This is a genomic window from Cyanobium sp. Cruz-8D1, from assembly GCF_024345975.1.
GTDB lineage: Bacteria > Cyanobacteriota > Cyanobacteriia > PCC-6307 > Cyanobiaceae > Cyanobium.
Genome location: NZ_JAGQCD010000068.1, coordinates 1 through 10,387 on the forward strand (window position 1 = coordinate 1; position 10,387 = coordinate 10,387).

11 protein-coding genes are annotated in these 10,387 nt (G+C 60.2%); 3 read left to right on the forward strand and 8 right to left on the reverse strand.

Going from position 1 to position 10,387, the window contains the following annotated elements; genetic code table 11:
* The first annotated feature begins 372 nt into the window (after positions 1-372).
* The gene (locus tag KBZ33_RS20145) at positions 373-1,482 is read left to right on the forward strand and encodes an ImmA/IrrE family metallo-endopeptidase (protein ID WP_254955240.1); all 1,110 of its coding nucleotides are present in this window, start codon (positions 373-375) and stop codon (positions 1,480-1,482) included.
* Positions 1,469-1,948: a DUF4411 family protein gene (locus tag KBZ33_RS20150; protein ID WP_255011948.1), complete on the forward strand. Its 480-nt coding sequence runs from the start codon at positions 1,469-1,471 to the stop codon at positions 1,946-1,948. The genes KBZ33_RS20145 and KBZ33_RS20150 overlap by 14 nt, the downstream gene beginning before the upstream one ends.
* 33 nt (positions 1,949-1,981) lie before the next feature.
* On the opposite strand, the gene KBZ33_RS20155 is transcribed toward KBZ33_RS20150, so the two are convergent.
* From KBZ33_RS20155 to KBZ33_RS20185, 7 genes are all read right to left on the reverse strand, one after another.
* Positions 1,982-2,581 (reverse strand): sigma factor, encoded by a 600-nt coding sequence (locus KBZ33_RS20155; protein ID WP_315859247.1) that lies wholly within the window; start codon positions 2,579-2,581, stop codon positions 1,982-1,984.
* Positions 2,487-4,178 carry a terminase gene (locus KBZ33_RS20160; RefSeq protein ID WP_254955237.1) on the reverse strand — a complete coding sequence of 564 codons (1,692 nt, stop codon included), beginning with the start codon at positions 4,176-4,178 and terminating at the stop codon, positions 2,487-2,489. The genes KBZ33_RS20155 and KBZ33_RS20160 overlap by 95 nt, the downstream gene beginning before the upstream one ends.
* Complete coding sequence (locus KBZ33_RS20165) at positions 4,178-4,363, reverse strand: hypothetical protein (RefSeq protein WP_255011945.1); 186 nt, start codon at positions 4,361-4,363, stop codon at positions 4,178-4,180. The genes KBZ33_RS20160 and KBZ33_RS20165 overlap by 1 nt, the downstream gene beginning before the upstream one ends.
* Before the next feature lie 494 nt (positions 4,364-4,857).
* Entirely contained in the window at positions 4,858-5,130 is a 273-nt protein-coding gene (locus KBZ33_RS20170; RefSeq protein ID WP_254955235.1) for a hypothetical protein, read from the reverse strand.
* 70 nt (positions 5,131-5,200) lie between these two features.
* Positions 5,201-5,956 (reverse strand): hypothetical protein, encoded by a 756-nt coding sequence (locus KBZ33_RS20175; RefSeq protein WP_254955234.1) that lies wholly within the window; start codon positions 5,954-5,956, stop codon positions 5,201-5,203.
* 119 nt (positions 5,957-6,075) lie between these two features.
* Positions 6,076-6,624, reverse strand: coding sequence for a hypothetical protein (locus tag KBZ33_RS20180; protein ID WP_254955233.1), 549 nt, complete (start codon positions 6,622-6,624; stop codon positions 6,076-6,078).
* A 75-nt stretch (positions 6,625-6,699) separates the two neighbouring features.
* A complete protein-coding gene (locus tag KBZ33_RS20185) occupies positions 6,700-7,872 on the reverse strand; it encodes a Fic family protein (RefSeq protein ID WP_254955232.1) in 1,173 nt (390 codons plus the stop codon).
* A 509-nt stretch (positions 7,873-8,381) separates the two neighbouring features.
* Here KBZ33_RS20185 and KBZ33_RS20190 point away from each other — a divergent pair.
* Positions 8,382-8,996 (forward strand): hypothetical protein, encoded by a 615-nt coding sequence (locus tag KBZ33_RS20190; protein ID WP_254955231.1) that lies wholly within the window; start codon positions 8,382-8,384, stop codon positions 8,994-8,996.
* Between the two features lie 437 nt (positions 8,997-9,433).
* On the opposite strand, the gene KBZ33_RS20195 is transcribed toward KBZ33_RS20190, so the two are convergent.
* The gene (locus tag KBZ33_RS20195; protein WP_254955230.1) at positions 9,434-10,177 is read right to left on the reverse strand and encodes a hypothetical protein; all 744 of its coding nucleotides are present in this window, start codon (positions 10,175-10,177) and stop codon (positions 9,434-9,436) included.
* Between the last annotated feature and the right edge of the window lie 210 nt (positions 10,178-10,387).

Sequence of the window (10,387 nt, forward strand, 5' to 3'; positions counted from 1 at the left end):
TCACTCTCAGAAATGCCGGCAGGTGGTGGATGCATCTCGGGCAGTCTCTGCCTGAGATCCAAGCTGTTTTCAGAGGTCTGTCAAGAGCGGAACTGCCCCGGAGCTTTCTCCCCCCCTGAACAGTTACTCATTGGCTTAGGCGAGCTCAACAGTCTTGGCACATAAACAATTAGGCGAGTTGTTGCGGAGCCTGGAGACATCGAAGTGCCCCGGCTTTAGGTGGCAGCCGCTAGGGCCGTGGAGCATATGAATGGTCAATTATCAAGGCTCATCACGTCTTGCATACAATGCCGCCCACGCGAACCGCCTGGCCGGTAAAATGTGCTAATGGAACGCCTCAAGGCATTCAATCCGAGTCGACTGCGATGGTGCATGGATGATGCACTCATCAGTAGCTCTGATCTGTCAAGTCGAATCAGTATATCTGAAAGTGTCATTAACAAGGCTCTTCATGGTGAGGTGGGGCTTACCTTTGCTCAGGTCCAGAAGTTAGGCCAATTTTTTGGACGGACACCTCTGTTTTATCTTCAGCCAAGCCCAGTAGAGCAGGTGGAAATCTCTACGCCTGAATTCAGGACACTAAAGAACAAGCTGCACAACCTCAGCCCTCAGACCAAAAAAATCGTTGAACTTGTTGAGCGCCATCGCCAGCTCTATGTTGACCTGCTTGATGAGCTTTCTTATTCACCGCCGGCCTTATTCTCTCCCCCGCCAACTGAGAGTCTGCCCCCCGACGAGGTGGCAAGCCTAGCTCGAGCATGGCTGGGAATCACAGTTGAAAATACTTTTGACGCTTATCGAAAAGCTATTGAGAAGCATGGAGTCCTTGTATTCCGTACAAATGGATATAATGGCAAATGGAAGATACCTCAATCAGACCAAGTCATTGGCTTTAGCCTATTCCACTCTCAATACCCCGTTGTTGTAGTCAGGAAAGATCCATCAGAGGCGAGGCAGCTTTTTACTCTTGCCCACGAACTTGGGCACATCCTTTTGTTTAAAGAAAGTACTGTCGACGGCCCCGAAAGCCTTGTTTCTCACGCAGGCAAGGAAAGGCTTGCGAATCAGTTTGCAAGTCACTTTCTCCTGCCATCGCTAAGCCTTTCCCAAATCAATTGTGACTCACTGCCGCGAGACCCGTCTCAGCTAGATCGAGAATTGCGTCCTTACCGAAGGATGTGGGGCGTTAGTAGCGATGTAATCTTGATTCGATTGATCGAGGAGAATCGTCTTCAGCAATTAATCTATGACAACTTTGTGAAGTGGCGCGATGAGTATCAGCCCGATGAGACGACCGTTTCAGCAGGCAGCAGAGCTTGGAGGTATCGTGAGCCTCTGCATATATTCGGAGATCTTTACGTACGGACAGTTCTCCAGGCACTAGAAGAAAAAAAGTTGACTCTTATAAAGGCTTCCAGGTATTTAGACGACCTAAAGCTGCCCGCATTAAAGCAACTTGAGAGTCATTGTGCGAGTCATTGATTCTTCTTCCCTGCTTCACGGATGGGATGATTACCCCTTGAGCAACTTCCCAGGGCTATGGGAGTGGATGGCCTCCGAAATCTCCCAAAAGTCCATCCTTGTGCCGCAAATTGTTATTGGTGAGGTTGAGCGTATTTGCGAAGAGTGTGCCCTATGGGTTAAGGGGGTTAACGGCTTTTCTGCGGTAGAGATTGATGGCTCGATTGTATCAGAGGCGATTGCAATTGTCTCTTGGCTTGGTGTCGAAAATGATCAATTCGGATCTGGAGTTGGCTCCAATGATATCCTAATAATAGCTACCGCCAAATCGCTTGGCTGTCCTCTAATTTCAAACGAAGCAAAGCAGCCAATTCTGCCTGCCAATCGAAAGAGTTACAAGATGCCGGCCGTCTGTTCAGCCAGCATCGTTCTTGTTGACTGTATTAATTTTGCTGACTTAATAAAGGCATCGGGCCAGGCCTTTTAGGGTTGGCATTTACACGGCTTGTTTCCCTGTCGGTCACAATTGCTCCTGCCCCCAAGAGATGACCCTTTGAGTGCAAGCCTCATTTATTTCTTGCCAGCGAGCCCGGCCAATTCCAAGCTTTAACGGTATATCGGGAGCCGGGATTCCTCGTCTCAAAAGCCTTTGGCCCCTAGCGTGAAGCTCACGCCAGCTTGGCGCAACTTTCAAGAGAAAACCTTTATCACGCAGGAAGTGGCATATTTCCCCATTGGCATAGTTCCGAGCATAGGGTCGGAAAGATCCACGCTCAGGCGAGTAACGACGCGAAGCTTGAATGATGCCGAGCATGGCGATCTGCTCCAAGTCTTCCTTTGGATGACCAGTCCGGCGCGAGATGTTGCCGGCCACGGTGGCGGCGATGTCTCGATGCTGCAGCGCCAACGCATTGGCCGCGGCATGGGGGTTTACTGGCCGGTGGCGCCGTGGCTTGGGTGGGTAAGCCACCACCCTGGGGCAGGGCCGATAGGGATAGGACGGATCGAGTGATTGGCTCATTGGCTTACCTGGAGAACACCATCGGCACAGGCGAGGTGCCGTAGCCCCGTCCACGCCAGAACTGGGCCTCGATCCAGAGCACCCCCTGGCAGAAGGCATCCACCTGGTCGTCGACACCACCCCGTGGCGAGAAGGCCAGAAGTTCCTCGATCAGCGAGTCGGCCCTGCGGGCAAAGCGCACCTGACCCGCCTCCAGCAAGGGCGCAACCGCATGGGCCCTGGAGGCCTTGCTGCCCTTGGGTGGAATGGCGATCAGGCCGGGTAGCTGGCGCTTGAGCAGCTGGCAGACGGCCGGTCCGTTGGCGGCGTCCTCGATCAGGACGGCATTGGGGCGCAGGCCCTGGTGCTCCAGCGAGGCCAGGGAGGCCAGCAGGAACTTGATCACCCCCGGCAGGTCCAGCTGCTGCCGGTGGCTCCAGAGTGCCTCGATCTGCAATTCGGCCCAGGGGTCGGGGGCATGTGCACCCACTGCGGAGAGAGATCCACTACCCCTTGCCGCTCCGGCATTGGCGGCCAGCGCCAGGCCCTGCCGGCGAGCATCGGCAGCAGGGTGGCGCTGCGGCTCCAGCAGACCGAGCAGGGCAAAACCGCATGCGTCGTTGTCTTTTCCGTCCTTGAAGCTCAGATCGCAGCTCAGCACCAAAGGCGCATAGCGGCGTGGCTGGCCCGGGGCGATCGGCAAAGGCGGCTGGATCCAGTCCTTGCGGAACAGCAGACCCTCGGCCGGGCTCGGCCTTTGTTGGTAGAGGGCGTTCCACCAGTAGGAACCCAGCCGGGTGCGGATGCGCTGCAGCACCTCAAGTGGCACTCGCTCAGGGCAGAGCGGCTCGCCGGGCTGGCGCCAGTCGATGACCTTGGTGCATGTATGCGGAATCTGCATCGCAATGGATTCCGGTTCGGCGATAGCCGGCAGGTTGAGCACGGTCCAGTGCTCCGGGTTCTCCTCCGCTTCTTGCTCGAGCAACCAGGCAGTCATGTCGTGGTGGTCCCAGCGGGTCTGCACCACCACCTGGGCCGCCGGCAGCAACCCACCTGTTGCCGTCAGGCCGGGTTCGGCGCGGGTGAACCAGACGCTCTTGAGCCAGTCGATCAGCCGCTCCCGTTGCAGCGCCGACTTGGCGTCTTCCGGGCCTTTGTAGGGGTCGTCGATGATCCCCAGGTTGTAGCCCTTGCCCGTGAACGGGCCCCGCACGCCGGCGGCGATGCAGCCGCCCCGCTGGGGCGTCAGCCAGTTCCCCACCGCCGCCGAATCCTTGGAGAGGGCATGGCCGGTGCTCCGGTAGTAGTGCCGCGCTTCTCTCGAGTGGGCATAGGCCAGCTCACCGGAGTAGCTGGCAATGGCGCAGAACAGCTCCGGGTGCCGGCTCACCCAGTAAGCAGGGAACAGGCGCGACACCAGCTGGGATTTGCCGTGCCGCGGCGGACAGCAGACGATCAGGCGCGTCAGCTGGCCATCGGCCACCTGCTGCAGCAAGTCGATCAACAGTTCAGAGAGCTGGTGGAACTGAAAGGTGGGGAAGGCGGAGCGGATGAAGTCCCGAAACAGCAGGCCTTGGCGGGTAGTTGTCGTCCGGTCAGGATCCAAAACATTCAGCAGGCCCCAGTCCGTCCAGAGGTCGGTGGCGGGGTCCAGCAGCAGCCCCCCATCGCCAGTGATGGCGTCCGTCGGTCTGGTTGTCGCGGCGATGCGGCCCATCAGCCCTTGGCCTCCGGGGGCTTGATCGGTGCCCGCAGCAGGCCACCGATCTCGGCAATCACCCGGAATGCACCAACCGCGGCGTTGAACTGGCCAGCGTCCATCGCCCGCCGGGCACAGTCATTGAGGGCAAAGATCTGTTCGGCCTGGTGCCGGCGGCGATCGGTGATGAGCTCCTGCACCATGCGCTCCCGCGCCAGTGACAGGTACCGGCTGACGGTGCGGACGTTGGTGATCCCCCAGTTTTGTCGGGCATTTGTCCGAATCTCGATCAATGGCAGCCGTTGAGCGATCCAGAGTTGTGACTCCGCAACTCGGCGTTCAACCTCCTGGCGACTGGGCCGCGGCGAGAAAGGAGCCTCGGCAGTTGGTCGAGGGGGCTGGTTGCACCGAGGGTGGGCCCCTTTGGTCGCCTTCTTCTGCTTGCCGTCGCTCCAGACCGGTTTGCCATCCGCATCTTCTGTCGGCGCTGAGTTGCGCAGTTCTTCCACTGCATCGGCGCCTTCAGGGTGTTCCCCGCTGTTGCAATCTTCTGCGGGAACGTTATCCACGGGCCGCCATCTAGCTGTCACCAAGTCTAGGCCTTATTGGCCTGCAAAAAATAAGAGCTATTGGCTCTATCTGTGCTGTTGAGTGTTGATTTGTGCTGATGCTCGGGAGTTGTTGTGGTCTGAGTGGCTCAGTTCAGGTAATTCCTGGCGTTGCAGGTCTTGTAGGCCGCCGCCTGTGCCCCATCCGGCCAGTTCCTGCCGAACGCCAAGGTCGCGATGGCGGCATTGATGGGCTCCGAGCTCCAGATGCCGCCATTGGCGTTCAGTCCGACTTTGCAGAGCTGTCTCAGGGCCACTTCTTCGTCTGGGGTCAGCGCTTGTGCAGGCAGCACGTTCGTGGCGAGGGCCAGGAGCGTGGTGGCAAGTCCGCTGGTTAGTCGCCTCGTCTGGGATTGGTTCATGGCTGTTCGCGAGCGTGCTGGATGGTGTGTACGTCCAGCGCCATCAGTAACGGCAGATGGCGCCATTCAGTCAGGTGTCGATGCGTTGCAGGAAGTGCGCTCTGCGGTGGCCGCCGGAGCCCGCCTCCACCAGGACCCATCCCTTGCTCGCTCCACCAAGGGGTTCGGGCTGTTGTCGTCCGTTCTTCCTGAAGCGTTCTGCTGCGCGGTACAGCTGCTTCTTGAAGCCTTCGACGAGGTGCGGCTCCAGCTGGGCGATCACCTCGGTGGAGCTCAGCCGAGGGGCCTGCGGTTGCTTGGGTACTGGCGGGGGCAGTGGAGGTGCCGACCTGGCCTGCCGGGCCTGCTGCAGGCGTTGCTGCCACGCCGCCTCGATCTTGGCCGGGTTGGTGTGGAGAAAGGCCACCAGGGCCTGGCTGGCCTTGCGGCTGATCGGGTCATAGCCCCAGTTGGCAGCTTCCCCACTCAGCCACCAGCTGGCCAGGGCGACTTCACTGATGGCGTCCTGGATGGCCTCGGTGCTCCAGCCCTGGCGCATCAGCAGGAACAGCCGGGTGCTTCGCAGCTGATGTCGGGTGGAGTGCCTCCAGTTCAGATAGGCGACAGGGCTTTGTCTTGCCCTGAGGAAGAGGCTCTCGGCGCTCCCAGGGGCACTGCCTTCTGGCGAGGGCTTGGCCTGGGGCCATCGGAATCCCCAGGGCTTGAGGGCCTCGCCGAGTTCTCTGAACTCCTTGCTGACCCCGTAAGGAGGCTCCTGGTCCTGATGGGCTCCGCCGGTGGGCGGCGTGGAACCGTTGCCGATCAAGGCCGGGTCCAGCCAGTTCATTGAGGCGTTTCCAGCATCGGCGCCTCGTTCGCCTGACAACCGCTCCTGTGTCATCCAGTGTCGATCTGTGACTAAGGCAAGCTAGCCGCGATATTTGGTGTCACAAGGCGGCAATAGCACTACCCCTGGTGTGGGGAGGCCCTTCTGCGCAGTCGGTGCCCATTCCCATGCCCTCCTGATTCCGGTCCCAGCTCCACCAACTGCCAGTCCCTGTGTTGCCCACCCAGCTGTACGGGCAACGCTTGATGGTTGCCCCTCACTTTCCTTGAGGCCTGTCTGAGCGCCTTTTCGAAGGCTGGGAGGGTTGCCGCCCTGCCGGCTTCGATCTCCTCCTGGATGAGCTTCTGGGCCTCGCCGCTGGTCATCACCGGGCCGTAGCTAGGAGCCGCGTATGCCGGACTCTCCACAGCCTTTTCCTCGAGGGCCCTTTTCTCCCGTGCTGCCGCCGCTCTGCGGGCCTCTCCTTCGAGCCACCCCTTGGCCAGCTTCAGCTCTTCACTCTCCTCATCGAAGGCCTCGCTGGGCCAGCCGCTGCCCAGCCTTGCCATGCGGGACATGATTTTGAGGCTTGAAAGGATGCTGGCCCTCCAGGCCATGTAGTGGAGCCGGCTGTAGCCCGCCTCCATGAACAGCCTCTCCACCGGAGTCAATACGTCGCTGCCTTCCACGGCTGTGTCGATCAGGGTCCTCTTCAGGCTATGGAGGTCGACTTTTGATCCCCATCTGGGTAGGTCTGGGCCCTTTCAGAGCGGCTCAGCGCCTTCGCTGAGAATCGCCAGATAGGCGTCGTAGGCAAAGAGCCGGTTGCGTTGCCCGCCGGTGATCTCCCGTGCAATGCCCAGGTCCACCAGGGTCTCCAGGGCTTTGGCTGTGGTGCTGAAGCTCAGGCTGCAGACGCTGCTCAGCTGTTTGATGCTGTTGAGTGGGCGCCGGCACAGGGCCGCAAACACCTGGCGAACGCTGGGGCCTGAACGTCCCAGGCCGCTAAGGCGGGCCTCATCTGTGCGGAACAACGCCAGCAGGCGATGTGCGGTGGTGACGGCGGCAGTTGCGGTGCTCTCGACGCCTTCTAGGAAGAAATCGATCCAGGCTTCCCAGTCGCCGTCCTCGCGGATGCCACTTAGCAGTTCGTAGTAGCGGCTGCGGTGCTGCTTGAAGAAAAGGCTCAGGTAGAGCAGCGGCTGCTGAAGCACCCCGGCATCGATCAGCATCAGCACGATCAGCAGCCGGCCCAGGCGCCCGTTGCCGTCCAGAAATGGGTGGATGGTCTCGAACTGCACGTGGGCCAAGGCGGCCCGCACCAGCACCGGCAGGGAGTGAGCCCCATCCGGAGTGCCGTGGATGAAGTGCTCCAGCTGGCCCATGCACGTGTCCACCAGCTCGGGGGGCGGTGGCACAAAGCTGGCGTTACCGGGCCGGGTGCCGCCGATCCAGTTCTGGCTCCGGCGGAACTCCCCAGGCAGCCGATCGGCTCCGCGGCCCCTGGCAAGCAAGCGGGAGTGGATCTCCCGCAGAAGCCGCGAGGAGAGGGGGAAGTCCTCCCGCAGCCGCGCCAGGCCGTGCTCCAGTCCTGCCACATAACTGGATACCTCGACCACGTCATCGAAGGGGACGCCGGGGGCCTCTTCCAGCTCGAACAGCAGCAGGTCTGCGAGCGACGACTGGGTGCCCTCGATCTGGGAGGACAGCAGAGCTTCCCGCCTCACGTAGGCGTAAAGGAACAGCTCCCGATCCGGCAGCAGGGCTGACACCCCATCCAGACGGCCGCAGGCCAGCAGTGCCCGATCGTGCAGGGCCTGGAGGGCGCCCTCGATCAGCAAGGGCGGCTCTGGCGGCAACGGCGCTGGCACGAAGGCGCGCACCTCCTCGCCAGCAGTGCTGGTGAGCTCATAACGGCCGGCGCTGTCGCGCTTCATGAGCCCTCGGGCGCGAACCTTAAATAGGCTCGCATCTTATTCAAGGATCGGGGCTCATCCTTGAATAAGGTTGGACCTGGCTGGTCGCCGTGTCTGCCCGAAGAGGTCGGGCTTGGCCTTTTTTGGGCGCTTCTGGGCGCTTCCAGTCGGCCTTTTGGAGCCCCATTTAGGCAAGTGATTAGGCAAGTCGAGGCCAGATCCCAGGTGTGCCAATGGACTCCGACGGTTTCCTAAACCGTAGGTCGTGGGTTCGAGTCCCGCCAGCCCCGTGAACCAGAAGCCCAGCTATCCCAGGGAAGCAAGAGGCTGGGTGCAGGGCCTGCCAGGCCCGGGGGATCAGGCCCGTGGTCAGGATGTTGACGGTCCGATCCCCAGGCACCGCCCTGAACAGGGCCGCATCAGATCGGAGACAACCACCCAGATCGGTCTCAAAACGAGCGCGGATCAGTTGCCCCTCTGGATCACCTGCGCTTTCTGGCCTTGGCGGCGGTCTGCTTGATCGCCGCCTGGTGACGGCGCTGTCGGGCCCCGGTGGCGGCCTTGCTCTGGGCCACCTGGCGACGGCGCTGATAGCGATGGACCCAATCGTGAAGCTGCGATCGCCAACGCTCCACCATCGATGGATAGGTTTGTTGGGGCGTAATGGGCTGGCGGCTGCCTCGCCGCAGGTTCTTCAGGCCGGCCTGGATCTGCTGGACAAGACTGCCGGGCTGCTTCGGATCCAATCCCTGCCGGAATCGGCTGAGGAGCGTAGGGCCTTGGGCACGCCAGCGGCCGATGGCGGCAAAACCCAACATCAGCATCAGGCACAGCAGGCCATTGCCCAGGTTCTGAACCAGAAAGGCCTGCAGTCTGTCTTGGAGGATCTGGGAGACGCTGTCCTGTTGGCGGCGCCACTGACCGATAAACTGGCTCACGGCTTCGGCACGGACCCGCTCCAACGAGGCGGGAAGTTGCTCAGGAAATGGAGGGCTGGTGGGAGACATCAGAGCGAACTGAAGCCGGAAGTTCTGCTCGTCTTTGGTCTGTTGGAGCTGATCAATCTGCTGTTTGCGCTGCCGCAGTTCCAACTGCACCGCGCTCTGAGACTGATTCAGCAAGCGAATGCCGCTGGAGATCTGTAGGGGGATCAACAACAGCCAGCCCACACAGATCCAGGCGGCCATCAGACGGATTCGCTCCGCTCTGTTCCGCAGCGCCCGATTGCCGGGATCCAGCAGCGGCGCAGCCGACATCATGGCGCAACCGATGAGGGACTGCAGGCCATTGGCTTGTAGCGTCAAAGCCAGCTTCAGTTGCCAATCCGGCTGCAGCAAGGCCGGCGGCAGGATGGCAAGGACAGTGTTGACGGCGAAGAATCCCGCGAGGGCCGCCCCACTCCAAAACACCGCATCAGCGGCTCTGGCTGGCTCGCCGGAATCCAGAACCTTGTCAGACGACTGACCGGTAGGAAGTTCGTTCAAGCAGGCAAGCCACAATTTTATTAACTAACTTATAAAAAATGCCCCCGTAAGCTGGCAGGGAAATGCATTGAAGAAAAAAAGAATTAAAATCAGCTTTGTCAAGCAATGGTATGGATCCGACGGCGGATTCTGCGCGACCAAGCGAAGGCCGAAGCGGCGCCCAGGATCGGCAGAGGACCTGGAACGGGAGCATTCCGTTGAGAAATCTGGAGAGTGGTCGTATTCAATGTACCGGTCACAGCGACAAAAGTAAGATTTATGGTTGTAGCCGTGACATCTTTGGCAAATGGCGCCGAGGTGGGGCCAAGCAAATTCAGAATATTGGCCGTAGAAATTGTGGGGCCATCACTGAAGACGGCTTGAGAGCCAGCCACAAGGCCACCGATGCCAGGCGTGCCCGTTCGAGCGATACTGGCAACATCAAAAACCTTGGTTGGATCAGTATTGGTCAGAAGAAGTTGAGCGGCCAAGGAAGCGGACCTAACAGATTCTTGGGAGGCAAAATTGAAAATGAGCGACCAGACACCACCGCCAGAAGAATTAAGGGTGAGGGCATCATCGTTTTGCCAGCCCCTCCCAAGATCGGGTGTAACAAATACGTTTCTGGTGCCGGCACTATCCGTAATGGCTGTTTGGGTTCCGGACGTTAAGGTGCAACCTGCTCCCTTGATCTGAGCGTAGGTGCAGGAAGTGGACGCATGGGATGACGTGGCCGATCCGGCCGTCAGCAGATCAGCAGCACCCAGTTGGAGAGCCGCTATCGAAGCGCAGCGCGAAATTTTCGCTACAGGTGCAAAATTATGAATTCGGCGCATGCTGCCTGCCAGTGCTGCACTGTGCATCACGGAGCCCCATGGCTTAGGCCAGCAGGCTGACTGGCGCAGGCCTCAGCTTCGGGCCACCGCCGCAAAGCCGAGGCACAGCAGCCCGCGTCCCCTGCAGTGGTGTAATTCCCCCGGCACCCCCACCCCGGCGTAGCCGGGGTGGGCCGCGCACCTCAGGCGATCGGCTCCACGGCTGGCGTTGCAAGGGGTGGGCAGGTCCGTTTCCCT